Source organism: Oryzihumus sp. (assembly GCF_054325275.1).
The window spans coordinates 15,702-40,446 of record NZ_JBTCWL010000033.1 but is presented as its reverse complement, the minus strand read 5'-3'; the positions used below and the strand labels follow the sequence as shown (position 1 = coordinate 40,446).

The following is a 24,745-nucleotide window of genomic DNA, read 5'->3' as shown; positions in this document are numbered from 1 at the left end:
CCGCCGCTCCACCAGCCGGTGCGCCGGCGCCCGCCGGCCGGGCCTGTGGCGCACGGGCCGAACCGCAGATGGCCGCCACCCCGGGGGGGGTGGCGGCCTTCTGCCCGGGTGGGGTCACCCGCGGTGGTGACTAGCCGGCATACGGCTTGGCCTCGAGGATCTTGACCTCGATCTTCTTGCCGTTGGGGGCCTCGTAGCTCACGGTGTCGCCGATCCTGGCGCCGTTGATGGCCGCCCCGACCGGGGACTTCTCGCTGAAGACCTCGAGCTCGTCGCCCTCGATCTCGCGGCTGCCGAGCAGGAAGGTCTCCCGGTCGCCGAACATCTCGACGGTGACGACCATGCCCGGCACGACGGTGCCGTCGTTCTTCGGGGCCTCGCCGACGGTGGCGGTCTCGAGCAGCTGTGTGAGCTGGCGGATGCGGGCCTCCATCTTGCCCTGCTCCTCCTTGGCGGCGTGGTAGCCGCCGTTCTCACGGAGGTCACCCTCCTCGCGGGCCGCCTCGATCTTCTTGGCGATCTCGGTGCGGCCCTCGCCGGAGAGCTGCTCGAGCTCTGCCTTGAGACGGTCGTACGCCTCCTGGGTGAGGAAGCTCCCCGTGGTGGTCGCAGTGTCGCTCACGTCTGACTCCTTGGTTGGACCCGACGGGCCGGGGCGGGGTGCGCCGGGGTGCCGGGTGACTAAGCAATCGGGCCCGGACCCGACCGGTGTGGTCGCAGGTCCAGACCCAAGTGTGAAGCGACCAGCCTAGCAAGCGAAGGGGTGGTCACGGCCAATCCGTGCTGGTGGGACGCGGCACGCGGGGCTACGGCGCCCCGTCCACGGAGCAGGTCTGGACGACGCCGGTCACCGCGCGCGAGGTGGTGCGGACCGTGGTCTCCCGGTGCACCGAGTCCGGACCCGGTGCGGGGATGTGCACGGCGACGCTGCCGACCGTGCCGAAGTGGGAGTCCAGCGCCTGGACCTGGCAGGTCACGGCCTTGCCGGTGGGGCGGTGCACGTCGTAGCTCACGTCCACCCGGCTGTCGTCGACCACGTGGTAGCCGATGTCGGTCCACGACACCTGGCCGACGGTGCTCGCCAGGCCCAGCCAGACAGCGATGGCGATGCCCACGGCGCACCCGATGGTGCCGATGACCCACCAGCGCGTGGTTCCGGGGGCGGGGCGGGGCAGCGGCACGGGGGACCCTTCCGACGCAGGCGCGGTCGGCGCCGGGTGACATGATGAGCCCGATCATTCTCCGACATGGCTCCACGAGGTGTGCACGGTGGTTGAAGGACTGCGACTCATGGCGGTGCACGCGCACCCCGACGACGAGTCGAGCAAGGGCGCGGCCACGATGGCCAAGTACGTCGCCGACGGCGTCGAGGTGCTGGTGGTCTCCTGCACGGGCGGGGAGCGCGGCGACGTGCTCAACCCTGCCCTCAAGGACGACCCCGAGATCCTGCGCGACCTGCCCGACGTGCGGCGCCGCGAGATGGCCAAGGCCCAGGAGATCCTGGGGGTGCAGCACACCTGGCTGGGCTTCGTCGACTCCGGCCTGCCCGAGGGCGACCCGCTGCCGCCGCTGCCGGAGGGGTGCTTCGCGCTCGAGCCGGTCGAGGTGACCACCGAGGCCCTGGTGCGGGTCGTGCGCGAGTTCCGCCCGCACGTCATGACGACGTACGACGAGAACGGCGGCTACCCCCACCCCGACCACGTCATGACCCACGTGGTCGGCATGTCGGCGTTCCGCGCGGCGGGTGACCCCACGGCATACCCGCACGCCGGCGAGGCCTGGCAGCCGCTCAAGATCTACTACAACCAGACCCTGTCCAAGGGCCGCATCCTGGCCTTCCACGACGCGATGGAGCAGGCCGGGTTGGAGTCCCCCTACGGCGAGTGGATCGCGCGCTGGGAGGACCGCGGCGAGCGCACCATCACCACGCGCATCCCCTGCGCGGAGCACTTCCCGACCCGTGACCGGGCGCTGCTGGCCCACGCCACGCAGATCGACCCCGAGGGGTCGTGGTTCATGGTGCCGCTGGAGATGCAGCAGGAGATCTGGCCGACCGAGGACTTCGAGGCGGCCCTGTCCTACGTGCCGGTCGAGCCCATCGAGGACTGCCTCTTCGCCGGGCTGGGCTCGCTGGCCGAGGCCGATGCGCTGGCCCGCAAGGGCGGCCTCGAGGTGCACTACGACGGCACCACCAAGGACGCATCGTGAACACCACCGTGAGCACCAACGTCACGGCCGGACTCGGAGGCTTCCTGGCCTTCTTCCTGCTCGCGGTCGCCCTGTGGCTGCTGATGCGCAACATGAATGCCCGGCTGCGGCGTATGAGCTTCCGTGAGGAGGCCGAGGCCCGGGCCGCGCAGGCTGGCCCGACCGGCGGCGCCCCGGCGCCGCGTGGTGACACCGACGAGGACGAGGGTCCCGGCAGCGGTCGGGACGACGACGCCGAGGGCGGCTCGGGCCGGGACCAAGAGCCCGGTGCCCCGGGAGGGCCGGGCGTAGCCTGAACCGGCCCCGCGACCGGCCGGCCGCGGGCTCCGCGGACCGTGGGAGGTGACCGCGATGAGCGGTCGGGTCGTGCACTTCGAGATCCCGTTCGATGACGCCGAGCGCGCCTATGCGTTCTACCGCGAGGCGTTCGGCTGGCAGGTCCAGCCGGTTCCGGACATGAACTACACGATGGTCAGCACCGGCCCCACGGGGGAGCAGGGGCCGACCGAGCCGGGCTACATCGACGGCGGGCTGATGGGCCGCGGCGGGAACTTCACGCACCCCGTGGTGGTCATCGACGTCGACGACATCGACAAGGCCCTGGAGACCATCGGCTCGCTCGGCGGCTCGACGCTCGTCACGCGGATGCAGGTCGGCGACATGGGCTGGACCGCCTACTTCCGCGACCCCGAGGGCAACACCGTCGGCCTGTGGCAGACCGCCCGGGCCTGAGTGCGCACCGGTCCGCGGACGCGCCTGCCGGCTCAGGCAGGCGGGCCGGCGGAGTAGACGGCCAGCGAGGCTGCGACGTAGTGCACCACGAAGGCCGCCACGGTGAACACGTGGAACACCTCGTGGAAGCCGAACCAGCGCGGGGAGGGGTTCGGCCGCTTCGTGCCGTAGACCACGGCGCCGAGGGTGTAGAGCAGGCCGCCCACGGCGATCAGCGTCATCACGGCCACCCCGCCGCGCTGGAGCAGCGGGCCGAAGTAGAACACCGCGACCCATCCCAGGGCGACGTAGACCGGGGTGTAGAGCCAGCGGGGCGCGCCCACCCACAGCACCCGGAAGAGCACGCCGGCGATGGCGCCGGTCCAGACGATGAGCAGCAGCGTGCGGGACTGCTCCGGCGGCAGCAGGAGCAGGGCGAAGGGCGTGTAGGTGCCGGCGATGATCAGGAAGATGTTGGAGTGGTCCAGGCGCTTGAGCACGCCCTGGACCCGCGGCGACCAGGTGCCGCGGTGGTAGACCGCGGAGGTCCCGAACAGCATCGCGGCGGTGAGGCCGAAGACCGCGGCACCCAGCCGGGCGGTGCCCGTCGGGGCCAGGCAGACCAGCACGATCCCCGCCGCGAGGGCCACGGGGAAGGTGCCGGCGTGGATCCACCCGCGCAGGTGCGGCTTGAGGGCAGCGACCGCGGACTCGACGGGTCCGGGGCTGGTCTCGCTGGAGGGGGATGGGCTGCTGCTGACCGGGCGGGAGCTCATGCCCGCCACCGTAACCTACGGTCACGTAAGTTACTAGCACGTAGGTTGTGATGCAGGTCGCCGAGCACTGTCGGCCCGGGTGCCCGGGCGGAGTACGGTGGTCGCGCACCAGACCGAGGAGGACGGACGTGGGTCTGCGGAACCTGTTGTACGGCGCGTACGAGCGCCGCCTCATTGCTCGCCTCCCCCAGGATCGGCTCCCGCGCCACGTGGGCGTCATGCTCGACGGCAACCGCCGCTGGGCCAAGGCCAACGGCGCCGACACCGCTCAGGGCCACCAGGCCGGTGCCGACAACATCTCCCCGCTGCTCGGCTGGTGCGAGGAGGTCGGGGTCGAGGTCGTCACCCTCTGGCTGCTGTCCACCGACAACCTCAACCGTCCCGCCGCCGAACTCACCCCGCTGCTGCGGATCATCGAGACCGCCGTCGCCGGGCTGGCCGCCTCCGGCCGCTGGCGGCTCAACCCCGTCGGCGCGCTCGACCTGCTGCCGGCCGAGACGGCACACCGGCTCAAGGAGGCCGCGGACGCCACCCGTGACGTCGACGGCCTGCTGGTCAACGTCGCGGTCGGCTACGGCGGCCGGCGCGAGATCGCCGACGCCGTCCGCTCGATGCTGCAGGAGCACGCGGCCCGGGGCACCTCGATCGAAGAGCTCGCCGAGGCCCTCGACGTCGAGCACATCGCCGAGCACCTCTACACCAAGGGTCAGCCCGACCCCGACCTGGTGATCCGCACCTCCGGCGAGCAGCGGCTGGGGGGCTTCCTGCTGTGGCAGAGCGCCCACAGCGAGTTCTACTTCTGCGAGGCCTACTGGCCCGACTTCCGCCACGTCGACTTCCTGCGGGCGCTGCGCGCCTACGCCGAGCGGGAGCGCCGCTTCGGATCCTGACCGGAGCCGACCCGGCACCCAGGCCGCCGTGTCCGCTATGTCCGGAACGCCCGGGCAACGGTCGATGACGGTCCGGTGACACCTCACGACGCGCCGTCGAAAAGACGTCACACGCGCCCCGGCCGTCGTACCGTCAGAACTGACGCAAGGCACCCGCCGCGCGTTCGGGAGGTCCACCCATGGAGCGAATCCGGCTCCGGACGGAGGGCCGGACCCGGCCCATCCGTCACCGGTGGGCCCGGTCCCGGTCTCAGGTCCGAGAGTGAGGCGCAGCGGCAACGCTGTGCCGAGGGAGTCGGAATTGGCCACGACCCGTCGTTCGTCGACCAGCCCCAGCGCCGCAGCGTCCGCGAGCCCCGCACCCGGGGCGCAGCGCTCGTCGCGCACCCGGCCCACCCAGGCCGTCCCGCACGACCCCGCCCACCGCACGTTCGTCCTGGACACCTCCGTCCTGCTGTCCGACCCCAGGGCCATGCTCCGGTTCGCCGAGCACGAGGTCGTCCTTCCCGTGGTCGTGGTCACCGAGCTCGAGGGCAAGCGCCACCACCCCGAGCTGGGCTACTTCGCCCGCCAGGCCCTGCGCCTGCTGGACGACCTGCGCGTCCGTGAGGGCCGTCTCGACGCACCGGTGGTCGTCGGGGAGCACGGCGGCACCCTGCGGGTGGAGCTCAACCACACCGACCCCGAGTCGCTGCCGGCCGGGTTCCGCCTCGGCGACAACGACACCAGGATCCTCGCGGTGGCCCGCAACCTGGCCAACGAGGGCTGCGCCGTCACCGTGGTGAGCAAGGACCTGCCGATGCGGGTCAAGGCCTCGGCGGTCGGTCTCGATGCCGAGGAGTACCGCGCCGAGCTCGCCGTCGACAGCGGCTGGACCGGCATGACCGAGCTCGACGTCACGGTCGAGCAGATGGACGCCCTCTACGACGCCGGGCGGGTCGAGCACGACGCGGCCCGCGACCTGCCCTGCCACACCGGTCTGGTGCTCCTGTCCCCGCGGGGCAGCGGGCTGGGCCGGGTGGGTGCCGACAAGTCGGTGCGGCTGGTGCGCGGCGACCGCGACGCGTTCGGCCTGCACGGCCGCAGCGCCGAGCAGCGGGTCGCCCTGGACCTGCTGCTCGACCCCGACGTGGGCATCGTCAGCCTCGGCGGCCGCGCCGGCACCGGCAAGAGCGCCCTGGCGCTGTGCGCCGGCCTGGAGGCGGTGATGGAGCGGCGCCAGCACCGCAAGGTCGTGGTCTTCCGCCCCCTGTATGCCGTGGGCGGCCAGGAGCTGGGCTACCTGCCGGGCAGCGAGTCGGAGAAGATGGGCCCCTGGGCCCAGGCCGTGTTCGACACCCTCGGTGCGCTGGTCTCCCACGAGGTGGTCGAGGAGGTCCTCGACCGCGGGATGCTCGAGGTGCTCCCGCTGACCCACATCCGCGGCCGCTCCCTGCACGACGCGTTCGTCATCGTCGACGAGGCGCAGAGCCTGGAGCGCAACGTCCTGCTCACCGTGCTGTCCCGCATCGGCCAGAACTCCAAGGTGGTGCTGACCCACGACGTGGCCCAGCGCGACAACCTCCGGGTCGGCCGGCACGACGGGGTCGCGGCCGTGATCGAGGCGCTCAAGGGTCACCCTCTGTTCGCACACGTCACGCTCACCCGCAGCGAGCGAAGCCCGATCGCGGCCCTGGTGACGGACCTGCTCGAGGGCCTGGAGGTCTGAACCGGCGTCCTGAACAGGGACTTCAGTCCCGAACCCCTGACGGCGGGCGTGTGTCGGCTCACATGCCCGCCGTCACTGTGTGTGACGGCCTCCCGCCCAGGGCTTGTCCACAGGCCTGACGGAATATCCCCATTGCCCGATTTGTGGGCTACGCTGCGTGCTCAACCGGGACCGGCCGCGGGCCGCCGAATTTGGTGGGCCATGGCCGGACTGTCACCGTTGACGGAGTCAGATCTCGGTCAGGTAACGCCGGCGTCCCAATGGCGGGACGCCTTCTGATGCCGTAGCCCCCTGCGGCATCACGTGCGTTACAGCCATCTGCGTGCGCGGGCCGCCCACGAGGCGCGCCCACTCTCTTCTGGAGGCGTCATGACCACGTCCTACGCGGGCCGGCACCGAGGTAACACTCCGTGCCGCCGCACCAGCACGCAGGGCACGGTCTTCGGAAGGCCACTTGTGTTCAACCAAGCTCTTCGGCGTCCGCTGGTCTCCTCCGGCGCCGCGCTTGCCACCATCGCCGCCACCGCGGCGGGCTACGCGTCGGCCAACGACCATGCGACCACCCGTACGTCGTTCACCGTCAGCCCCGAGGCGGTCGCCCAGGCGACCGAGCTCTCGGACACCCAGATCGACAACAACGCCTACCTCGCGTCGGCCAAGCAGGCTGCCAACACGCAGCGCGCGGCGATCGAGGGCAAGGCCGCTGCGGCCGCACGTGCCCGCGCCGAGGCCGCTGCCCAGGCCCGCGCCGAGGCCGCGGCCCGCGCGGCGCGTGAGAAGCAGCGCCAGGCGCTGCTCGCGCAGGCCAATGCCGACCCGCGCGCCCTGGCCAAGCTCATGCTCGGCCAGTTCGGCTGGGGCCAGGACCAGTTCGGCTGCCTGGACTCGCTGTGGACCAAGGAGTCCAACTGGAACGTCCACGCCGTCAACGCCGGCTCCGGCGCCTACGGCATCGCCCAGGCGCTGCCGGGCTCCAAGATGGCCTCGGTCGGCTCCGACTGGCAGACCAACGCGGCCACGCAGATCAAGTGGGGCCTGCAGTACATCCAGAGCCGCTACGGCTCCCCGTGCTCCGCGTGGGGCCACTCCCAGGCCATGAACTGGTACTGAGCCGCACCACGTCACCGGACCCCGGACGGCAGCGCCGTCCGGGGTCCGTCGTGTCCGCGGCCGGTATGCCGGGTGGCTGGGAGGCCACGCGGCGGCCCGGCGGTGCCTGTTCGCCTCAGGCGGGTGGGCGGGTCATCGCCAGCACGTCGAGGGCGGCGTCGAGCTGGTCCTCGGTGAGCTCGCCGTTGGCGACGTGGCCGCGGTCGAGGACGACGTCACGAATCGAGCGTCGCTCGGCAAGGGCCTGCTTGGCCACGGCCGCAGCCGCCTCGTAGCCGATGTAGCGGTTGAGCGGGGTGACGATCGCGGGCGAGCCCTGGGCCAGGTCCAGGCAGCGCTGCTCGTCGGCGGTGATGCCGTCGACGCAGCGGTCGGCCAGCAGCCGGGCGGCGTGGGCCAGGAAGGTGAGCGACTCCAGCAGGTTGCGCCCGATGACCGGGAGCATCACGTTGAGCTCGAAGGCGCCGCTGGCGCCGGCGGTGGTGATGGTCAGGTCGTTGCCGATGACCTGGGCGCAGACCATGAGGGTGGCCTCGGGGACGACCGGGTTGACCTTGCCGGGCATGATGCTCGACCCCGGCTGCAGGTCGGGCAGGTGGATCTCGCCCAGGCCGGCCCGCGGGCCGGAGCCCATCCAGCGCAGGTCGTTGCAGATCTTGGTCAGGCTCACCGCGACCACCTTCACGGCGCCGCTGAGGGCCACCACGGCGTCCTGGGTGGACTGGGCCTCGAAGTGGTTCTCCGCCTCGCGCAGCGGCACCCCGGTCTGGGCGGCGAGGCGCTCGATGACCGCGGCCGCGAAGCCCGGCGCGGCGTTGAGCCCGGTGCCGGCCGCGGTGCCGCCCAGTGGCAGCTCGGCCACGCCCTCGGCCGCAGCCTGCACCCGGGCGATGCCGAGCTCGACCTGGCGCCGGTAGCCGGAGAACTCCTGGCCCAGCGTGACCGGCACGGCATCCATGAGGTGGGTGCGGCCGGCCTTGACCACCGAGGCGAACTCGGCCTCCTTGCGCCCGAGCGATTCCGCCAGGTGCGTCAGGGCGGGCACCAGCTCGCGGGCCACCGCCACCGCGGCGGCGACCCGGATCGCGGTCGGGAAGGTGTCGTTGCTGGACTGCCCGGCGTTGACGTGGTCGTTGGGGTGCACGGCCAGGCCGCTGCTGAGGTGCGCCAGCCGGGCCACGACCTCGTTGACGTTCATGTTGGTCGAGGTGCCCGAGCCGGTCTGGAACACGTCGATGGGGAAGTGGTCGTCGTGGCGGCCGTCGGCGACCTCCGCCGCGGCGTCGGCGATGGCACCGGCCAGCTGCTGGTCGAGGGCGCCGAGCTCGGCGTTGACCTCGGCCGCCGCCGCCTTCACCCGGGCCAGGGCGTGCACGATCTCCGCCGGCATCCGCAGCCCCGAGATCGGGAAGTTCTCGACCGCCCGGGCGGTCTGGGCGCCCCACAGCGCCTCGGCCGGCACCCGGACCTCGCCCATCGAGTCGTGCTCCACGCGATCGGTCATGGGGCCATCATCACCCCGGCGGTTGCGGTCCGCAGCGCCGTCGTCAGAGCTTGCGCAGGCGGACCCGCCGGACGCTGTGGTCCTCGCCCTTGGCGAGGACCAGCGTGGCCCGACCCCGGGTGGGCCGGACGTTCTCGGCCAGGTTGGGGGCGTTGATGGTGTCCCAGATCCGCTCGGCGGTGGCGCGGGCCTGCCCGTCGGACAGCTCGGCATACCGGTGGAAGTAGGAGTCGGGGTCGGCGAAGGCGGTGCCGCGCAGGCGGAAGAACCGGTCGACGTACCACCGCTTGATGTCCTCGGGGCGGGCGTCGACGTAGACCGAGAAGTCGAAGAAGTCGCTGACCGCCAGGCCGGTGCGGCCGTCCGCCAGCACCCGCGGCGGCTGGAGCACGTTGAGGCCCTCGACGATGAGCACGTCGGGGCGGCGCACCACGGTCCGGGCGCCGGGGACGATGTCGTAGGTCAGGTGGGAGTAGACCGGGGCGGAGACCTCCTCCACGCCCGCCTTGACCTCGGCCACGAACCGGAGCAGCGCCCGGCGGTCGTAGGACTCGGGGAAGCCCTTGCGCTGCAGCAGTCCCCGGCGCTCGAGCTCGGCGTTGGGATAGAGGAAGCCGTCGGTGGTGATGAGCTCGACCCGCGGGGTGCCCGGCCAGCGGCCGAGGAGCTCGCGCAGGATCCGGGCGGTGGTGGACTTGCCCACCGCGACCGAACCGGCGACGCCGATCAGGAACGGCGTGCGCTCGGGCTGCTCGCCCAGGAAGTCGGTGGTGATCCGGTGCAGGCCGGAGGTGGCGCCGACGTAGAAGTTGAGCAGCCGCGAGATCGGCAGGTAGACCTGCTCGATCTCCTCGAGGTCGAGCCGGTCCCCGAGCCCGCGCAGCCGGGTGACGTCGGCCTCGGTCAGGCTCAGCGGGTGCTGGTTGCGCAGCCGGGCCCACGCCGCGCGGTCGAGCTCGACGTAGGGCGAGGGCAGGCCGTGGCCGTGGGGTTGGGGCACGGCGCTCATTCTGGCCGAGTGGTCCGGCGTGCGCTGCCGGGGTAGGGGTCCGGCTAGGCTGACCGCCATGTGCGGAATCGTTGGATACGTCGGCCCGAACGTCGACGGCAAGGCGCTGGACGTCGTCCTCGAGGGGCTGGCCCGGCTGGAGTACCGCGGCTACGACTCGGCGGGCGTGGCCCTGGTCACCGGTGACCACGTCTCGACCGAGAAGCGGGCAGGCAAGCTGGTCAACCTCACCGAGGCGCTGGCGAGCCACCCCCTGCCGGAGTCGTCGACCGGCATCGGGCACACCCGCTGGGCCACCCATGGCGGCCCCACCGACGAGAACGCCCACCCGCACCGCGGTGGCCAGGACGGCAAGCTCGCCCTGATCCACAACGGCATCATCGAGAACTTCCACGCCCTCAAGTCCGGCCTCCTCGCCGACGGCGTGCACTTCCTGTCCGAGACCGACACCGAGGTCGTCGCGCAGCTGCTGGCCAAGGCCTACGAGCAGACCCACGACCTGACCGCCGCGATGCAGCAGGTCGTCGGCGACCTCGAGGGCGCGTTCACCCTCCTGGCCGTGCACGCCGACCAGCCCGGCGTCGTCGTCGGCGCCCGCCGCAACTCCCCGCTGGTCGTCGGCCTCGGCCAGGGCGAGAACTTCCTCGGCTCCGACGTCGCCGCGTTCATCGGCTACACCCGCAGCGCGCTCGAGCTCGAGCAGGACCAGATCGTCACGATCACCCCGGACTCGGCCACCGTCATCAACTTCGACGGCACCCCGGCGCAGGGCAAGCAGTTCGAGGTCACCTGGGACGCCGCGGCCGCCGAGAAGGGTGGTTACCCCAACTTCATGGCCAAGGAGATCAACGAGCAGCCGCACGCGGTCGCCGACACCCTCCTGGGCCGCACCGACGAGACCGGCCGGCTGGTGCTCGACGAGCTGCGCATCTCCGAGGACGACCTGCGCGCCGTCGACAAGATCGTCATCATCGCCTGCGGCACCGCCGCCTACGCGGGCATGGTCGCCAAGTACGCCATCGAGCACTGGTGCCGCATCCCGTGCGAGGTCGAGCTGGCGCACGAGTTCCGCTACCGCGACCCGGTGGTCAACGAGCGCACCCTGGTCGTGGCGATCTCGCAGTCCGGCGAGACGATGGACACCCTCATGGCCGTCAAGCACGCCCGTGAGCTCGGCGCCAAGGTGGTCGCCGTCTGCAACACCCACGGATCGACCATCCCGCGCGAGTCGGACGCGGTGCTCTACACCCACGCCGGCCCGGAGATCGCCGTCGCCTCCACCAAGGCGTTCCTGGCCCAGATCACCGCCTGCTACATCCTCGGCCTCTACCTCGCCCAGCTGCGCGGTGGCACCTACGCCGACGAGGCGCAGGCGGTCATGAAGGACCTGCACGAGGTCCCCGCCAAGATCCAGCAGGTCCTCGACGGCCTCGACCGGGTCCGCGAGATCGCCCGCTTCATGGCCGACACCCGCTCGGTGCTCTTCCTGGGTCGCCACGTCGGCTACCCGGTGGCCCTCGAGGGCGCGCTCAAGCTCAAGGAGCTGGCCTACATCCACGCCGAGGGCTTCGCCGCCGGCGAGCTCAAGCACGGCCCGATCGCCCTGATCGAGCCCGGCCAGCCGGTGTTCGTCATCGTGCCCTCGCAGAGCAGCGAGCACGGCCTGCACGGCAAGGACGTCAGCAACATCCAGGAGATCCGCGCCCGCGGCGCCCGCACCCTCGTCATCGCCGAGGACGGCGACGAGGACGTCGTGCCGTTCGCCGACGTGGTGATCCGGGTCCCGCAGACCCCGCCGCTGCTCGCGCCGCTGGTCACCACGGTCCCGCTGCAGGTCTTCGCCTGCGAGCTGGCCACGGCCAAGGGCCTGGACGTCGACCAGCCGCGCAACCTGGCCAAGTCCGTCACGGTCGAATGATTATCGGGGTCGGCATCGACGTCGTCGACGTCGAGCGCTTCGGGCAGACCCTGGAGCGCACGCCCGGCCTGAGGGACCGGCTGTTCACCGAGTCCGAGCGTGGGCTCGGGCTGAACTCCCTCGCCGCGCGGTTCGCCGCCAAGGAGGCCCTCGCCAAGGCGCTCGGCGCGCCCGCGGGCATGCACTGGAGCGACGTCACGGTGATGCGCGGCGACGACGGCCGCCCGCACCTGCAGATCATCGGCAGCGTGCAGGCCCGGGCCGACGCCCTGGGCGTGCACAGCCTGCACGTGTCGCTGTCGCACGACGCCGGCATCGCCTCGGCCGTGGTCATCGCCGAGGGCTGACCCGTGATCGACGCCTACGCCGTGGAGGACGTCCGGGCCGCCGAGGAGGCGGCCATGGCCGCGCTGCCGGAGGGCGAGCTGATGCGGCGGGCCGCGGCCGGGCTGGCCGAGGTCGTGGCCGTCCGGGTCGCCCGCGACGGCCACGTCGTGGCGGTCGTCGGCGGCGGCAACAACGGTGGGGACGCCCTGTATGCCGCGGCGCGCCTGGCCGAGCGCGGGTTCGCCGTCGGGGCGGTCACCGTGAGCGGGCACCCGCACGAGCGCGGCCTGGAGGCGGCTCTGGCGGCCGGGGTCGAGGTCGTGGAGTCGACCGGCGAGTCCGCGACACCCGAGGCCGCTCGCCTGCTCGCCGCTGCCGACGTGGTCGTCGACGGCGTGCTCGGGATCGGCGGTCGCCCGGGCCTGCCCCCGGCTGCCCGCGCCGTGTTCGACCTCGTCCCCGACGAGGCGTGGCTGGTGGCTGTCGACCTGCCCAGCGGCGCCGACCCCTCCGGCCAGGACAGCAACGCCGACCGGGTGTTCGCTGACGAGACGGTGACCTTCGGCGTGGCCAAGCCGGTCCACCTGCTGCCGGCCACCGAGTCCGCCGTGGGACGCCTGACCGTGGTCGGCATCGGCCTGGAGGTCGACGCCGTCCCCGCGGTCCAGCGGCTCACCCACGACGACGCCGCCCGGATGTGGCCGGTGCCCGGGCCCGGCGACGACAAGTACTCCCGCGGGGTCCTCGGCGTGGTCGCGGGCGGGGAGCACTACACCGGGGCGGCACTGCTGTCGGTGACCTCGGCGGTCTGCGCCGGCGTCGGCATGGTGCGCTACGTCGGCCCGCCCACCCCCACCGCGCTGGTGCGGGCCCAGGTGCCCGAGGCGGTCATGGGCCCCGGCCGGGTGCAGGCGTGGGTGGTCGGTCCCGGCCTGGACGCCGAGGACGGGTCCGAGGCCGGGCGGGCGCAGGTCGCCGCGGCCCGGGACGCCCTGGCCTCCGGCGAGCCCTGCGTCGTCGACGCCGGGGCACTCGACCTCATCGACGGCGTGCGGTCGACACCCACCCTGCTCACCCCCCACGCCGGCGAGCTCGCCCGGGCAGTGAGCCGCCTCACCGGCCGCGAGGTCACCCGGGCCCAGGTGGCCGGGGCGCCCGTGTCCCACGCCCGCGAGCTGGCCGACCAGACCGGCTGCACCGTCCTGCTCAAGGGCTCGACCACCCTGGTCGTGCCGCCCGGGAGCAGCCGGTTGCCGATCCGGTCGCAGGCCGACGCGCCGGCGTGGCTGGCCACCGCCGGCTCCGGCGACGTGCTCGCCGGGCTGGCGGGCACTCTGCTCGCCGCCGGGCTCAGTCCCCTTGACGCCGGCAGCCTCGCGGCCCTCGTGCACGGCCTGGCCGGGCACGCGGCCAACCCCGGTGGTCCGGTGCGCGCGCTCGCGCTGGCACACGGCATACCGGGGGTCGTGGCGGGGTTGCTGGAGCGGCCCCCAGGCCGCGCCTGAGACACTGGGCGTGATGACAGCACCGGACGCCGCCCCCTCCACCACGCTGAGCGGTGGCGCTCCTGCGCGCGCCACCGTCGACCTCGACGCCATCGCCGGCAACGTCAGGACGCTGCGCGAGCACGCCGGGGATGCCGGCGTCATGGCCGTGGTCAAGGCCGACGGCTACGGCCACGGCCTGCTGCCCAGCGCCCGGGCCGCCCTCGCCGGCGGCGCCAGCTGGTTGGGCGTGGCCCAGCTGCCCGAGGCCATGGCCCTGCGCGAGGCCGGGATCGACGCCCGCGTGCTGTCGTGGCTGCACGTGCCCGGCACCGACTTCGCCGCCGCGATCGACGCCGACGTGGACCTGTCGGTCTCGGCCTCCTGGGCCCTGGAGGAGGTCGCCGCCGCCGCGCGCACGCTCGGACGGACCGCCCGGATCCACCTCAAGGTCGACACCGGCCTGGGGCGCAACGGCGCCTACGGGGCCGACTGGCCGGTGCTGCTGGACGCCGCCCGCGCGCTCGAGGCTGAGGGTGCGGTGCGCGTCGTCGGGGTGTGGTCGCACTTCGTCTACGCCGACGCCCCCGACCACCCCACCGTGCGGCTGCAGCAGGAGCGCTTCGCCGAGGCCGTGCGCGAGGCGGAGAAAGCCGGCTGCGATCTCGAGGTCCGCCACCTCGCCAACTCCGCGGCGACGCTGACCAACCCCTCGGCCGCCTTCGACCTGGTCCGGCCCGGCATCGCCGTCTACGGGCTCTCGCCGGTGCCACAGCTGGGCGACCCGGCCTCGTTCGGGCTGACCCCGGCGATGACGCTGACCGCCAATATCGCGGTGGTCAAGCGGGTCCCCGCAGGGCAGGGCGTCAGCTACGGGCACCAGTACGTCACCCAGCGGGACACCACCCTGGCGCTGGTGCCGGTGGGCTACGCCGACGGCATCCCGCGCAACGCCACCAACGTGGGGCCGGTGAGTGTCGCCGGGACACGGCACACCGTCTCTGGCAGGGTCTGCATGGACCAGTTCGTCGTGGACGTCGGCGCCGAGGCCGAGGTCCACCCGGGCGACGTGGCCGAGATCTTCGGCCGGGGCGACGCCGGCGGGCCGACCGCCGAGGACTGGGCACAGGCCACGGGCACGATCTCCTATGAGATCGTCACGAGAATCGGGTCGCGGGTGCCCCGCGTCCACGTCGGAGGTGCACGGTGAGTCCCGCACGGAACAAGACCCTGACCGGCCTGGGGGTCGGCCTCGTCGCGGCCGGTGCCGCGGCGGCCGTGGGGGTCGCCGCCGACCGGCTCGTGCGGGCGCGCAACACCGCGATCGCGCTGGACAGCTCCGAGACCTACGAGCGGGTCCCGGACGAGGAGCTGGTCGTCGTCGCCGACGACGGGGTGCCGCTGCACGTCGAGGTGGACCATCCGACGGCACCTGCGAGCGGCACGGGGCCGGTGCCCACGGTCGTGCTCTCGCACGGCTACACCCTGAGCCTGCGCTGCTGGGTCTTCCAGCGGCGCGCCCTCACCGCGGCCGGCTACCGGGTCGTGGTCTGGGACCAGCGCGGCCACGGTCGCTCCGGCACCGGCTCGCCCGAGCACTACGACGTCGACCAGCTCGGCCAGGACCTGGCCCGGGTGATCGCCGAGGCCGCCCCCGAGGGCCCGCTGGTCCTCGTGGGCCACTCCATGGGCGGCATGACGATCATGTCCCTGGCCGTGGAGCACCACGACCTGATCCGCGAGCGGGTCATCGGCGTCGCGTTCGTGGCCACCAGCCCCGGCGGCCTGTCCGACGTGGACTGGGGCATGGGCAACCTCATGGGCAACCTGGTGCGCCGGCTCGGGCCGCGCGCCGTCGGCCAGCTCGCCGACCGGCAGGGCGTGCTCGCCTCGGCCCGCAAGGCCGGCCGCGGCATCGAGGACTTCCTCGTCGACCGCTACTCCTTCGCCTCCCCGGTCCCGCTGGGCATCGTCCGGCTGACCGGCGACATGATCCTCGGCACCCGACTGGACGTCGTCTCGCACTTCATGCCCGGCTTCGACCGGCACGACAAGCGGGAGGCGCTGGCGCAGTTCATCGGCGTGGAGACGCTGGTGCTCAACGGTGCCGGGGACCTGCTGACCCCGCCGGACCACAGCGAGGAGATCGTCCGGCTGGTGCCGGGCGCCGAGCACGTCGTCGTCAACGACGCCGGCCACATCCTCATGCTCGAGCACCCCGACGTCGTCAGCGAGCAGCTGCTGGCGCTCATCGAGCGCGCCCGCCGGGCCGGTGCCGAGCAGACCGACGTCCGCCGCAAGCCCCGTGTCCGCCGCACCGTCACCGACCTGGCCCAGCAGCGCCGGGTCAGCCGGGTGCAGAGCCGCCGTCGCCGCCGTGCGGGCTGAGCTCACCCTCGACACGGTCGAGGACACGCAGGCGTGGGGCGCCCGGCTGGGCCGGTGCCTGCGCGCCGGCGACCTGCTGCTGCTCACCGGCGACCTCGGTGCCGGCAAGACCACGCTCACCCAGGGCATTGCCGAGGGCCTGGGCGTGCGCGGGCCGATCACCTCGCCGACCTTCGTCATCGCGCGGGTCCACCCCTCCCTGGTCGGCGGGCCGGCCCTGGTCCACGTCGACGCCTACCGCTTGGGCGGGTTCGCCGAGCTCGACGACCTCGACCTCGACGCCGACCTGGCCGACTCGGTCACCATCGTGGAGTGGGGCCACGGGCTGGCTGAGGGCCTGGCGGAGGACTACCTCGAGGTCACGCTCACCGGGGCCGACCGACGCCGCGTCACCGTCGAGGGCCACGGCCCGCGCTGGACCGGCCCGGCGGCCGGGGAGCTGGGCACCCTGCTGGCTGGTTAGCCTGACCCCGTGCTGCTGCTCGCGATCGACACCTCCACCACGGCCATCACCGTCGCCCTGCACGACGGCGAGCGGGTGCTGGCCGAGACGGCGACCCTGGACGCCCGCCGGCACGGCGAGCACCTCGCCCCCGGCATCGAGGCCGCCCTGCGCGAGGCCGGCGCCTCCGTCGCCGACGTCACTGCGGTCATCGCCGGCACCGGCCCGGGGCCGTTCACCGGGCTGCGCGTCGGGCTGGTGACGGCGCGCACCCTGGCCTTCGCCCGTGGCATACCGGTCCACGGGGTGTGCAGCCTGGACGCGATCGCCCACCAGGCCTGGGCCGAGCGCCCCGCCGAGGTGGGGCAGTCCTTCCTCGTGGCCACGGACGCGCGGCGCAAGGAGGTCTACTGGGCCGACTACGCCGTCACGGGCGACGGGCCGCGACGCGTGGAGGGGCCGGCGGTCGACAAGCCCTCGGACCTCGTCGACCGGGTCGCCGGTCGCGCCGTGGCCGGCCGCGGGCCGCTGCTCTACCCCGACCTGCTCGGGCCCGGTGTGCCCCCGCTGGACGTCAGTGCCGGGCACCTCGCGGCTGTGGCCGCCGCCCGGCTGACCGCGGGGGAGGGGCTCGGTCCGCCGGAGCCGCTCTACCTGCGCCGTCCCGACGCCGCGCCGTCGGTGACCCGCAAGTCGGTGCTGTGATGGAGGTGCCGTGACGCAGCTGCGCCCCCTGCGCTGGCAGGACATCCCCGAGCTGGTCACCCTCGAGCAGCAGCTGTTCGCCCACGACGCGTGGAGCGAGCCGACGTGGTGGGCCGAGCTGGCGCAGCGGCCGCGCCGCTCCTACGTCGTCGCCCAGTCCGGTGACAACCTTGCCGGGTATGCCGGGCTGGACCGTGGCGGCGACGTCGCCGACGTCATGACGATCGCCGTGGCCCCCGCCCACCAGGGCACCGGGCTGGGGCGGGTGCTGCTCGACCGGCTCCTCGCGGACGCCCGCGAGTCCGGCGCCGAGCACCTCATGCTGGAGGTCCGGGCCGACAACGAGGCGGCCCAGAGGCTGTATGCCCGCAGCGGGTTCGAGCTGCTGACCGTGCGTCGCAAGTACTACCAGCCCGGTGACGTGGACGCCCACGTCATGCGGCTGCACCTGAAGGGAGACACCCCGTGACCGACCAGCCGCTGGTGCTCGGCATCGAGACCTCCTGCGACGAGACCGGGGTCGGGATCGTCCGGGGCGAGACGCTGCTCGTCGACGCGGTCGCCAGCAGCGTCGACGAGCACGCCCGCTTCGGCGGCGTCGTGCCCGAGGTCGCCAGCCGGGCCCACCTCGAGGCGATGGTGCCCACGATCGAGCGCGCGACCCGCGAGGCGGGCATCCGGCTCGAGGACGTCGACGCCGTCGCGGTCACCTCCGGTCCAGGGCTGGCGGGGGCCCTCCTGGTCGGCGTCGCCTCCGCCAAGGCGCTCGCGGTCGCGCTGGGCAAGCCGCTCTACGGGGTCAACCACCTCGCCGCCCACGTCGCCGTCGACATCGTCGAGCACGGCCCGCTGCCCGAGCCGACCATGGCGATGCTCGTCTCCGGCGGCCACTCCAGCCTGCTGCTGGTCCCCGATGTCACCCACGACATCCGCTCCCTCGGCAGCACCATCGACGACGCCGCCGGTGAGGCGTTCGACAAGGTCGCCCGCGTCCTGGGACTGCCGTTCCCGGGCGGCCCCTACGTGGACCGGGCGGCGCGCGAGGGCGACGCGGCCTACATCGACTTCCCGCGCGGGCTGACCTCGCGGCGGGACATGGAGCGGCACCGGTTCGACTTCTCCTTCTCCGGGCTGAAGACCGCCGTGGCCCGCTGGGTCGAGGCGCGCGAGCGCGACGGGCAGCCGGTGCCGGTGGCCGACGTCGCGGCGAGCTTCCAGGAGGCGGTGACCGACGTGCTGACCCGCAAGGCGGTCCTGGCCTGCCGCGAGAACGGTGTCGAGGACCTGCTCATCGGTGGCGGCGTGGCGGCCAACAGCCGGCTGCGGGCCATGGCCCAGGAACGCTGCGACGCGGCGGGCATCCGGCTGCGCGTGCCCCGCCCCGGGCTGTGCACCGACAACGGCGCCATGGTCGCCTCGCTCGGTGCGCAGATGGTCGCCCGCGGTCGCACCCCCTCGCTGCTGGACCTACCCGCCGACTCCTCCATGCCGGTGGCGCTGGTCCAGGCCTGAGGCCATGACCCGTCTGCTGGTCGTCGCCGGGGTGGCGCTGGCCCTGTGGGCGCTCAGCTGCGCGGTGATGGTGCTGCTGGCGCACCGGCTGCCACCGGGGCTGCTGCGAAATGTCGCCGAGTTCCTGCCGGCCTGCGTGACCGCGGCCCACCGGCTGCGCGGCGACCCCGCGGTGCCCCGCCGGGCCCGGATTGCGCTGCTCGTCGCCGTCGTGTGGGTGGTCTCGCCGATCGATCTGCTCCCGGAGTTCCTGCCGGTGATCGGACCGCTGGACGACGTCGTGGCCGTCGTCCTGCTGCTGCGGTACGCCGCGCGCAGCGTCCCGCGCGAGACCCTCCTGGCCGCGTGGCCGGCCAGCCCGCGCCTGCTCGAGCGGGTGCTAGACGGCCGCCGACGGGCACCCGGGCCGGGTCCCGGCCTGCCCGGCTAGGGTCGCGGCATGCCCGCGTCCCATCGCCTGCCCGTGGTCCTCGACGTCGACACCGGGGTCGACGACGCCTGCGCCGTCCTGCTCGCGGCGATGCACCCGGACCTCGACCTGCGGGCCGTCAGCTGCGTAGGCGGCAACGCCGGGGTCGACGACGTGGTGAGCAACACGCTGACCGTGCTGGACGCGGCCGGCCGTCCCGACGTGCCGGTGGCGCGCGGCGCCGAGCGCCCGCTGCTGGAGCCGGCCCGGGACGCCCGGCACGTGCACGGCCAGGACGGGATGGGCGACCTCGACTGGCCGCGCTCGACCCGCGAGCCGGACGGGCGGCACGCGGTCGAGCTGCTCTGCGACGTGCTGCTGGAGGCCTCCACCAAGCCCGTGGAGCAGAAGATCACGCTGGTGCCCATGGCCCCGCTGACCAACATCGCGCTGCTGCTGCGCATGTGGCCGCAGGCTGCCGCCGGCCTGCGCGAGATCGTCTTCATGGGCGGGGCGGCCCAGGTGGGCAACGCGACCGCCTCGGCGGAGTTCAACGTCTGGCACGACCCGGAAGCGGCGGCCGTGGTCCTCGAGGCCGCGGCGGAGCTCGGGGTGCCGGTGACGATGTACGGCCTGGACGTCTTCTACGACGTGCGGGTCACCGCCGGGGAGGCGGCGACCCTGCGCAGTGCCGACCCGGGCGGCCCGGGTGACCTCGCCGGGCGCCTGATCGCCTTCCAGTGCGAGCGGTTCGGCACACCCGACGCGACGATCGGCGACGCCGGTGCGGTCTGTGCGGTCCTCGACCGGGCCGGCCTGCGCACCGAGCGGCTGCCGGTGCGGGTCGAGCTGGCCGGCACCTGGTCGCGCGGGCGCACCATCGTCGACCGGCGTGACTGGTCCGGCGACCTGGCCCACGACCCGCACGGTCAGGCCCCCACCAGCGTCGACGTCGCCCTGCACGTCGAGGCCGAGCGCTACGCCCGGCTGTGGCTGGACACCGTCGGCGGTCGCCGCTGATGGGGCGGGTCTTCGTCCTCGGCTCGCTCAACGTCGACCTGGTCACCCGGGTCGAGCGGCACCCGCGGCCGGGGGAGACCGTGCTGGGGGAAGGGCTGGCACGGTTCGCCGGTGGCAAGGGCGCCAACCAGGCGGTGGCTGCCCGCGCTGCCGGTGCCGAGGTGGTCATGCTCGGTGCGGTCGGCGCGGACGACGGGGGAGCGGCCTACCGGCGCCGGCTGGGCGCCCTGGGCATCGACGCCGGGCCGGTGTCGGTCGAGGCCGGCGCGGTGACCGGGCACGCGATCATCACCGTCGACGCGGCGGGGGAGAACGTCATCGTCGTCGTGCCGGGTGCCAACGCGGCGGTGTCGGCCACCCACCTGTCGGCCCTGGATCGGGCTGGCCCCGGTGACGTCCTGCTCGCCTCCCTGGAGGTGCCCGTGGCCGCCGTCGCCGCGGCGGTGCGCCGCGCCACCGGCGTCGGGGCGCGGGTGGTCCTCAACCTCGCCCCGTATGCCGCCCTCCCGCTCGACGTCGTCGCCCTCGCCGACCCGGTGGTGGTCAACGAGCACGAGGCGCTGGCGCTCGCCGACGCCGGGCAGGTCCCGGGGTCGCTGCTCGTGACGTTCGGGGCCAACGGCGCGGCCTGGGACGGCATACCGGCCCCCGCGGTGGGGGTCCCGGAGGGTGAGGTGCTCGACACGACCGGGGCGGGTGACGCGTTCTGCGGGGCGCTCGCGGCGGCGCTGGCGCGCGGGCTCGGCCGCGACGAGGCGCTCTCGGCGGCGATGAAGGCGGGAGCCGAGGCGGTCCGCCGCCACGGTGCCCAGCCCGACCCCGCTTTCTGACCCTCGGCGGAAGGAAGGGGGCTGGGCGTGGGTCAGGCGGGGCGGACGGCGAGGACGACCTGCTGGCCGGCGACCCGGGTCAGGACCACGGTCAGCTCGGCGGAACCGGTCAGTCGCAGCTGGCGGCGCAGCGCGTCGGCGTCGGTGCTGACCCCGCGCTTCTTGATCGTCAGGTTGCCCACGTCGCGCTCGCGCAGCCAGGCCCGCAGCGGCTTGACGTGGAACGGCATCGCCTCGGTCACCACGAACCGGCGGGCCCACGGCAGGTCGACCGCCCGGTCGGCGCTGACGTAGCCCAGCCCGGCGTCCACCTCCACGCCGTCGACGGCCGCTGTCAGGGCCGAGACCAGGCCGGCCCGGATCACCGCGCGGTCCGGCTCGTAGAGGAACTGGCCGAGCCCGGTGAGCCCCTCGGCGGTCGGCGTCGGCCCGGGGGCGTCGGCCTGGCTCACCGTCGACGCGCTCCCGTCGGGCCCGAGCAGCAAGGCGCTGCGTCCGGCCCGCTCGACCAGCGGACCCCACCACACGGCGCACTCGAGCACCTCGCCGCCGAAGGAGGTCCACTGCGCCTCGGCGCCGGGCGGCAGGGCGGCATGCGGGAACGCCGGGCTGAGCTTGGCTCCGGTCGCCGGCAGGGTCCGGGCCACCTCTTGCACGGTGTCCCACGAGGGGGAGATGGCCTGCAGGTTGAACACGCGCCGGGTGCGCCCGCGCGCGTCGGACACGCCGGGCAGGCGCCGGGCCGGGTCCAGCCAGGCCCCGGCGTGCCGGGCGGCGTCACCGGTGGGCAGCTCGGTGTCCTCGACCGTGCCCACGAGGGTGCGCGCGGACGGCCAGTGCCGCAGGTTGACCCCGGCGATGGCGGCGGCGACCTCGTCGGCATCGACGGCGGTCACGACCAGGTCCAGCCCGGCGAAGGCCATGGCGTCGGAGCCGATGCCGCAGCCGAGGTCCAGCACGTGCCCCACCCCGGCCTCGCGGAAGCGCGACGCGTGCCGGGCGGCCAGCTCCAGGCGGGTGGCCTGCTCCAGGCCGTCGGCGGTGAACATCATCCCGTTGGCGAACTCACCGAACTTGCTCCGCGCCCGGGCCCGCAGCCGTGACTGGGTGAGGGCGGCGGCGACCAGCTCGGGGTCGAAGCCGGCCAGGCGCAACTGGTGGCCGAGCTGCATCGCCGAGGACTCGTCATACGGTGGGAGCGACTGCAGCAGGCCCCAGCCCTCGCCCGAGACGAGCTTCTCCACCGCCGCGAGGTCCATGGCGCACATCCTCCCCCATGCCCGGCCGGGCGCGTGCCAGGATCCGGGCGCTGGCACTCGAGTTGACCGAGTGCTAAACGCGGACCTAGATTCTGATTGGCACTCGCCTCCGGCAAGTGCCAATCGCGACCCGCGAGCGCGTCGACCCCCGCGACGGCGACACGCCTGCACGGCCGCACCCCGAGCAGTTCCACCCAAACGTCCACATCGACATTCCCGAAGGGGAGGTCAGCACGTGTCGGTTTCCATCAAGCCGCTCGAAGACCGCATCGTCGTGAAGTCCGTCGAGGCCGAGCAGACGACGGCCTCCGGTCTGGTCATCCCGGACACCGCCAAGGAGAAGCCCCAGGAGGGCGAGGTCCTGGCGATCGGTCCCGGCCGCATCGACGACAAGGGCAACCGCGTCCCGCTCGACGTTGCCGTGGGTGACAAGGTCATCTACAGCAAGTACGGCGGCACCGAGGTCAAGTACGCCGGCGAGGAGTACCTCATCCTCTCCGCCCGCGACGTCCTCGCGGTTGTCACCAGCTGAGCTTCTGCTCCGTATGACGCGCCCCGGCGACGTGCCTGACACCAGGTGCTCGTCGGGGCACGTCCGTTGAACCACCCTTACGACTGAAGGACACACTTCATGGCCAAGACGCTGGAGTTCGACGACTCCGCACGCAAGGCGCTCGAGCGCGGTGTGGACGCCCTCGCGAACGCCGTCAAGGTGACGCTGGGCCCCAAGGGCCGCAACGTCGTCATCGACAAGAAGTGGGGCGCCCCGACCATCACCAACGACGGCGTGACCATCGCCCGAGAGGTGGAGCTCGAGGACCCCTACGAGAACCTCGGCGCCCAGCTCGCCAAGGAGGTCGCCACCAAGACCAACGACGTCGCCGGTGACGGCACGACCACCGCGACCGTGCTGGCCCAGGCCATGGTCAAGGAGGGCCTGCGCAACGTTGCGGCGGGCGCGGCCCCGGCCGGCCTCAAGCGCGGCATCGACAAGGCCGTCGAGGCGGTCAACACCCGCCTGCTCGACACGGCCCGCGAGGTCGAGGGCAAGGACGAGATCGCCCAGGTCGCCACGCTGTCCGCGCAGGACGCCACCATCGGCGGCCTCATCGCCGACGCGTTCGACAAGGTCGGCAAGGACGGCGTCATCACGGTCGAGGAGTCCTCCACGACCGCGATGGAGCTCGACTTCACCGAGGGCATGCAGTTCGACAAGGGCTACATCTCGCCCTACTTCGTCACCGACGCCGAGCGCATGGAGGCCGTCCTCGAGGACGCCTACGTGCTCATCAACCAGGGCAAGATCTCCGCGGTCTCCGACCTGCTCCCGGTGCTGGAGAAGGTCGTCAAGTCCGGCAAGCCGCTGCTGATCATCGCCGAGGACATCGACGGCGAGGCGCTCTCGACCCTGGTGGTCAACAAGATCCGCGGCACGTTCAACGCCGTCGCGGTCAAGGCCCCCGGCTTCGGCGACCGCCGTAAGGCGATGCTGCAGGACATGGCCATCCTCACCGGCGGCCAGGTCATCTCCGAGGAGGTCGGGCTCAAGCTCGACCAGGCCGACCTCGACGTCCTCGGCCAGGCCCGCCGCGTCGTGGTCACCAAGGACAACACCACGATCGTCGACGGCGCCGGCGACCACGACGACGTGGCCGGCCGCGTGCACCAGATCAAGGCCGAGATCGAGCGCACCGACTCCGACTGGGACCGCGAGAAGCTCCAGGAGCGCCTCGCCAAGCTCTCCGGCGGCGTCTGCGTGATCAAGGTCGGCGCGCACACCGAGGTCGAGCTCAAGGAGAAGAAGCACCGCATCGAGGACGCCATCTCGGCGACCCGTGCGGCGATCGAGGAGGGCATCGTCGCCGGTGGCGGCTCTGCCCTCGTCCACGCCTCCGCGGTGCTCGACACGCTCGCGCTCGAGGGCGACGAGGCCACCGGCGCCAACATCGTGCGCAAGGCCGCGGCCGAGCCGCTGCGCTGGATCGCCGAGAACGCCGGACTCGAGGGCTACGTCGCCGTCTCCAAGGTCCGCGAGCTCGAGGTCGGCAACGGCCTCAACGCCGCGACCGGCGAGTACACCGACCTGGTCAAGGCCGGCGTCATCGACCCGGTCAAGGTCACCCGCTCGGCGCTGCGCAACGCCGCGTCGATCGCCTCGATGGTCCTCACCACCGACACCCTGGTGGTCGAGAAGAAGGTCGAGGAGGAGGCCGAGGCCGGCGGCCACGGGCACGGCCACGGCCACGGTCACTGACCGACCCGCACCACACGGCGAAGGCCGCAACCCCTCGGGGTTGCGGCCTTCGCTGCGGTATGGCGGGACAAACCCGCGCGGTCGCCTTGGACGGCGCTGCCGCCATCACCCCACCGCCGGAGGTGGTCACCGCTCATGCCAGACCGACCACGCGGCATACCTGTGCGTCCGGGTGTCAGGGCATGCGGCCCTGGCACGATGCCCCCTCGTGACCAACCCCGACCAGCCACGCGCGGCCGGGTGAGTGGTTGGACGTGGGGTGTGGCGGCTGGCATCGCCAT

Annotated in this window: 26 protein-coding genes; 20 read left to right on the top strand and 6 right to left on the bottom strand. The window is 73.2% G+C overall.

The window, feature by feature from the left end:
• Positions 1-130: 130 nt before the first annotated feature.
• Both greA and ACXVGS_RS10425 read right to left on the bottom strand, forming a co-directional pair.
• A complete protein-coding gene (gene greA, locus ACXVGS_RS10430; RefSeq protein ID WP_458532320.1) occupies positions 131-622 on the bottom strand; it encodes a transcription elongation factor GreA in 492 nt (163 codons plus the stop codon).
• A 184-nt stretch (positions 623-806) separates the two neighbouring features.
• Complete coding sequence (locus ACXVGS_RS10425) at positions 807-1,181, bottom strand: DUF4307 domain-containing protein (RefSeq protein WP_458533510.1); 375 nt, start codon at positions 1,179-1,181, stop codon at positions 807-809.
• Positions 1,182-1,290: 109 nt separating this feature from the next.
• On the opposite strand from ACXVGS_RS10425, the gene mca reads away from it, so the two are divergent.
• Genes mca through ACXVGS_RS10410 form a run of 3 tightly spaced genes read left to right on the top strand, consistent with a single transcriptional unit; the run spans position 1,291 to position 2,940 of the window.
• Positions 1,291-2,208: a mycothiol conjugate amidase Mca gene (gene mca / locus ACXVGS_RS10420; RefSeq protein ID WP_458529393.1), complete on the top strand. Its 918-nt coding sequence runs from the start codon at positions 1,291-1,293 to the stop codon at positions 2,206-2,208.
• On the top strand, positions 2,205-2,504 hold the full coding sequence (locus ACXVGS_RS10415; RefSeq protein ID WP_458529392.1) for a hypothetical protein: 300 nt from the start codon (positions 2,205-2,207) through the stop codon (positions 2,502-2,504). The genes mca and ACXVGS_RS10415 overlap by 4 nt, the downstream gene beginning before the upstream one ends.
• Positions 2,505-2,559: 55 nt before the next feature.
• Positions 2,560-2,940 (top strand): VOC family protein, encoded by a 381-nt coding sequence (locus tag ACXVGS_RS10410; RefSeq protein ID WP_458529391.1) that lies wholly within the window; start codon positions 2,560-2,562, stop codon positions 2,938-2,940.
• 32 nt (positions 2,941-2,972) lie between these two features.
• Here the strand turns inward: ACXVGS_RS10410 and trhA are convergent, their stop codons facing one another.
• A complete protein-coding gene (trhA, locus tag ACXVGS_RS10405) occupies positions 2,973-3,695 on the bottom strand; it encodes a PAQR family membrane homeostasis protein TrhA (RefSeq protein ID WP_458529390.1) in 723 nt (240 codons plus the stop codon).
• Between the two features lie 128 nt (positions 3,696-3,823).
• Here trhA and ACXVGS_RS10400 point away from each other — a divergent pair, with 128 nt between their 5' ends.
• The 3 genes from ACXVGS_RS10400 to ACXVGS_RS10390 all read left to right on the top strand — a co-directional run bounded on the left by ACXVGS_RS10400 (position 3,824) and on the right by ACXVGS_RS10390 (position 7,403).
• Positions 3,824-4,585, top strand: a complete 762-nt coding sequence (locus ACXVGS_RS10400; RefSeq protein WP_221632407.1) for an isoprenyl transferase — start codon at positions 3,824-3,826, stop codon at positions 4,583-4,585.
• 472 nt (positions 4,586-5,057) lie between these two features.
• Positions 5,058-6,293: a PhoH family protein gene (locus ACXVGS_RS10395; protein ID WP_246092279.1), complete on the top strand. Its 1,236-nt coding sequence runs from the start codon at positions 5,058-5,060 to the stop codon at positions 6,291-6,293.
• A gap of 456 nt (positions 6,294-6,749) precedes the next feature.
• Entirely contained in the window at positions 6,750-7,403 is a 654-nt protein-coding gene (locus ACXVGS_RS10390) for an aggregation-promoting factor C-terminal-like domain-containing protein (RefSeq protein ID WP_458532322.1), read from the top strand.
• A gap of 115 nt (positions 7,404-7,518) precedes the next feature.
• On the opposite strand, the gene ACXVGS_RS10385 is transcribed toward ACXVGS_RS10390, so the two are convergent.
• Both ACXVGS_RS10385 and coaA read right to left on the bottom strand, forming a co-directional pair.
• Positions 7,519-8,907 (bottom strand): class II fumarate hydratase, encoded by a 1,389-nt coding sequence (locus tag ACXVGS_RS10385; protein ID WP_458529388.1) that lies wholly within the window; start codon positions 8,905-8,907, stop codon positions 7,519-7,521.
• Positions 8,908-8,950: 43 nt separating this feature from the next.
• A complete protein-coding gene (gene coaA, locus ACXVGS_RS10380) occupies positions 8,951-9,916 on the bottom strand; it encodes a type I pantothenate kinase (RefSeq protein WP_458529387.1) in 966 nt (321 codons plus the stop codon).
• Positions 9,917-9,974: 58 nt separating this feature from the next.
• Between coaA and glmS the strand changes: the two genes are divergently transcribed.
• From glmS to ACXVGS_RS10320, 12 genes are read left to right on the top strand one after another with little or no spacing between them, the layout of a single operon-like run.
• Positions 9,975-11,834 carry a glutamine--fructose-6-phosphate transaminase (isomerizing) gene (gene glmS / locus ACXVGS_RS10375; protein WP_458536924.1) on the top strand — a complete coding sequence of 620 codons (1,860 nt, stop codon included), beginning with the start codon at positions 9,975-9,977 and terminating at the stop codon, positions 11,832-11,834.
• On the top strand, positions 11,831-12,181 hold the full coding sequence (locus ACXVGS_RS10370) for a holo-ACP synthase (RefSeq protein WP_458536923.1): 351 nt from the start codon (positions 11,831-11,833) through the stop codon (positions 12,179-12,181). The genes glmS and ACXVGS_RS10370 overlap by 4 nt, the downstream gene beginning before the upstream one ends.
• A gap of 3 nt (positions 12,182-12,184) precedes the next feature.
• Entirely contained in the window at positions 12,185-13,666 is a 1,482-nt protein-coding gene (locus tag ACXVGS_RS10365) for a bifunctional ADP-dependent NAD(P)H-hydrate dehydratase/NAD(P)H-hydrate epimerase (protein WP_458534889.1), read from the top strand.
• A 13-nt stretch (positions 13,667-13,679) separates the two neighbouring features.
• Complete coding sequence (gene alr / locus ACXVGS_RS10360; RefSeq protein ID WP_458529383.1) at positions 13,680-14,855, top strand: alanine racemase; 1,176 nt, start codon at positions 13,680-13,682, stop codon at positions 14,853-14,855.
• On the top strand, positions 14,852-16,033 hold the full coding sequence (locus ACXVGS_RS10355; RefSeq protein WP_458532325.1) for an alpha/beta fold hydrolase: 1,182 nt from the start codon (positions 14,852-14,854) through the stop codon (positions 16,031-16,033). Before alr ends, ACXVGS_RS10355 begins: the two co-directional genes overlap by 4 nt.
• Positions 16,023-16,496, top strand: coding sequence for a tRNA (adenosine(37)-N6)-threonylcarbamoyltransferase complex ATPase subunit type 1 TsaE (gene tsaE, locus ACXVGS_RS10350; protein ID WP_458529381.1), 474 nt, complete (start codon positions 16,023-16,025; stop codon positions 16,494-16,496). The genes ACXVGS_RS10355 and tsaE overlap by 11 nt, the downstream gene beginning before the upstream one ends.
• 9 nt (positions 16,497-16,505) lie before the next feature.
• Positions 16,506-17,180, top strand: a complete 675-nt coding sequence (gene tsaB, locus ACXVGS_RS10345; RefSeq protein WP_458532326.1) for a tRNA (adenosine(37)-N6)-threonylcarbamoyltransferase complex dimerization subunit type 1 TsaB — start codon at positions 16,506-16,508, stop codon at positions 17,178-17,180.
• 10 nt (positions 17,181-17,190) lie between these two features.
• Complete coding sequence (gene rimI / locus ACXVGS_RS10340) at positions 17,191-17,649, top strand: ribosomal protein S18-alanine N-acetyltransferase (RefSeq protein ID WP_458536922.1); 459 nt, start codon at positions 17,191-17,193, stop codon at positions 17,647-17,649.
• On the top strand, positions 17,646-18,692 hold the full coding sequence (gene tsaD, locus ACXVGS_RS10335; RefSeq protein WP_458532327.1) for a tRNA (adenosine(37)-N6)-threonylcarbamoyltransferase complex transferase subunit TsaD: 1,047 nt from the start codon (positions 17,646-17,648) through the stop codon (positions 18,690-18,692). Before rimI ends, tsaD begins: the two co-directional genes overlap by 4 nt.
• Before the next feature lie 4 nt (positions 18,693-18,696).
• A complete protein-coding gene (locus tag ACXVGS_RS10330; RefSeq protein ID WP_458536921.1) occupies positions 18,697-19,122 on the top strand; it encodes a YkvA family protein in 426 nt (141 codons plus the stop codon).
• 9 nt (positions 19,123-19,131) lie between these two features.
• Complete coding sequence (locus tag ACXVGS_RS10325; RefSeq protein WP_458534893.1) at positions 19,132-20,121, top strand: nucleoside hydrolase; 990 nt, start codon at positions 19,132-19,134, stop codon at positions 20,119-20,121.
• On the top strand, positions 20,121-20,951 hold the full coding sequence (locus ACXVGS_RS10320) for a PfkB family carbohydrate kinase (protein ID WP_458535827.1): 831 nt from the start codon (positions 20,121-20,123) through the stop codon (positions 20,949-20,951). The genes ACXVGS_RS10325 and ACXVGS_RS10320 overlap by 1 nt, the downstream gene beginning before the upstream one ends.
• Before the next feature lie 32 nt (positions 20,952-20,983).
• Here the strand turns inward: ACXVGS_RS10320 and ACXVGS_RS10315 are convergent, their stop codons facing one another.
• Positions 20,984-22,210 carry a THUMP-like domain-containing protein gene (locus ACXVGS_RS10315; protein WP_458529374.1) on the bottom strand — a complete coding sequence of 409 codons (1,227 nt, stop codon included), beginning with the start codon at positions 22,208-22,210 and terminating at the stop codon, positions 20,984-20,986.
• A 235-nt stretch (positions 22,211-22,445) separates the two neighbouring features.
• Between ACXVGS_RS10315 and groES the strand changes: the two genes are divergently transcribed.
• Positions 22,446-22,742 carry a co-chaperone GroES gene (gene groES / locus ACXVGS_RS10310; RefSeq protein WP_141787203.1) on the top strand — a complete coding sequence of 99 codons (297 nt, stop codon included), beginning with the start codon at positions 22,446-22,448 and terminating at the stop codon, positions 22,740-22,742.
• Between the two features lie 99 nt (positions 22,743-22,841).
• Complete coding sequence (groL, locus tag ACXVGS_RS10305; RefSeq protein WP_458529373.1) at positions 22,842-24,464, top strand: chaperonin GroEL; 1,623 nt, start codon at positions 22,842-22,844, stop codon at positions 24,462-24,464.
• Positions 24,465-24,745 lie beyond the last annotated feature (281 nt).

What these genes read in the sequence shown, in the direction of transcription:
- mca (WP_458529393.1), top strand. Translation starts at nt 1,291, where the DNA reads ATGGCGGTGCACGCGCACCCCGACGACGAGTCGAGCAAGGGCGCGGCC.
- ACXVGS_RS10410 (WP_458529391.1), top strand. Translation starts at nt 2,560, where the DNA reads ATGAGCGGTCGGGTCGTGCACTTCGAGATCCCGTTCGATGACGCCGAG.
- trhA (WP_458529390.1), bottom strand. Translation starts at nt 3,695, where the DNA reads ATGAGCTCCCGCCCGGTCAGCAGCAGCCCATCCCCCTCCAGCGAGACC.
- ACXVGS_RS10395 (WP_246092279.1), top strand. Translation starts at nt 5,058, where the DNA reads ATGCTCCGGTTCGCCGAGCACGAGGTCGTCCTTCCCGTGGTCGTGGTC.
- ACXVGS_RS10385 (WP_458529388.1), bottom strand. Translation starts at nt 8,907, where the DNA reads ATGACCGATCGCGTGGAGCACGACTCGATGGGCGAGGTCCGGGTGCCG.
- coaA (WP_458529387.1), bottom strand. Translation starts at nt 9,916, where the DNA reads ATGAGCGCCGTGCCCCAACCCCACGGCCACGGCCTGCCCTCGCCCTAC.
- glmS (WP_458536924.1), top strand. Translation starts at nt 9,975, where the DNA reads ATGTGCGGAATCGTTGGATACGTCGGCCCGAACGTCGACGGCAAGGCG.
- ACXVGS_RS10370 (WP_458536923.1), top strand. Translation starts at nt 11,831, where the DNA reads ATGATTATCGGGGTCGGCATCGACGTCGTCGACGTCGAGCGCTTCGGG.
- alr (WP_458529383.1), top strand. Translation starts at nt 13,680, where the DNA reads ATGACAGCACCGGACGCCGCCCCCTCCACCACGCTGAGCGGTGGCGCT.
- ACXVGS_RS10330 (WP_458536921.1), top strand. Translation starts at nt 18,697, where the DNA reads ATGACCCGTCTGCTGGTCGTCGCCGGGGTGGCGCTGGCCCTGTGGGCG.
- ACXVGS_RS10325 (WP_458534893.1), top strand. Translation starts at nt 19,132, where the DNA reads ATGCCCGCGTCCCATCGCCTGCCCGTGGTCCTCGACGTCGACACCGGG.
- ACXVGS_RS10320 (WP_458535827.1), top strand. Translation starts at nt 20,121, where the DNA reads ATGGGGCGGGTCTTCGTCCTCGGCTCGCTCAACGTCGACCTGGTCACC.
- ACXVGS_RS10315 (WP_458529374.1), bottom strand. Translation starts at nt 22,210, where the DNA reads ATGGACCTCGCGGCGGTGGAGAAGCTCGTCTCGGGCGAGGGCTGGGGC.
- groL (WP_458529373.1), top strand. Translation starts at nt 22,842, where the DNA reads ATGGCCAAGACGCTGGAGTTCGACGACTCCGCACGCAAGGCGCTCGAG.